Source organism: Corallococcus llansteffanensis (assembly GCF_003612055.1).
Lineage (GTDB): Bacteria > Myxococcota > Myxococcia > Myxococcales > Myxococcaceae > Corallococcus > Corallococcus llansteffanensis.
Genome location: NZ_RAWB01001108.1, coordinates 1 through 823 on the forward strand (window position 1 = coordinate 1; position 823 = coordinate 823).

1 protein-coding gene is annotated in these 823 nt (G+C 70.7%); it reads left to right on the plus strand.

Annotation, left to right across the window (positions count from 1 at the left end; genetic code table 11):
- A partial coding sequence (locus D7V93_RS43635; RefSeq protein WP_147451708.1) for a condensation domain-containing protein occupies positions 1–823 on the plus strand: 823 nt, incomplete at both ends.

An 823-nucleotide genomic window follows, 5' to 3' on the forward strand; every position in this document is an offset into this window, starting at 1 on the left:
GCGTGGAGCTGCCGCTCCGTGCCCTCTTCGAAGCGCCCACCGTGGCCGCGCTCGCAGAGCGCCTCAGCGCCAACACCTCGAACCTCCGCCTGCCGCCGCTCACCCGGATCCGCACGGAGGGAGCAACGCCGCTGTCCTTCGCGCAGCAGCGCCTCTGGCTACTGGATCAGCTCAGTCCCGGAGACGTCTCGTACAACATCCCCACGGCGCTCCGGCTGCTGGGGCGGGTGGACGTGGAGGCCCTGCGCCGTGCCTTCGAGGCGCTCATCCGACGCCATGAATCCCTGCGCACCACGCTCTCCGCTCCTGATGAAGAGCCGTCGCAGCACATCCACGCCGCGTCGGGGTGGGATCTGCCCGTCACTGACCTGACCCACCTCCCCGAGTCGCAACGCGACGAGGAGGCCCAGCGCGTGGCGGTCACGGAGGCCCGCCGTCCGTTCCACCTCGCCACCGGCCCGCTGATGCGCTCCGCGTTGGTACGGCTGAGCGAAGAGGAGCACCTGCTGCTGGTGACGATGCACCACATCGTCTCCGACGGCTGGTCCATGGGCGTGCTCGTCCGTGAAGTGGCCGCCTTCTACGAGGCGCTCAGCACGGGCCGGACGCCGTCGCTTCCCCCGCTCCCGATGCAGTACGCCGACTACGCGACGTGGCAGCGCGAGTGGCTCCAAGGGGAAGCGCTGGACGCGCAGGTCGGCTACTGGAAGCAGCAGCTTTCCGGAGCGCCCGCCGCGCTGGAGCTGCCCACCGACCGCCCGCGTCCACCCACGCAGTCGCACCGAGGCTCGACAGTGCCCGTGCGGCTCTCGCTGCCTGTCTC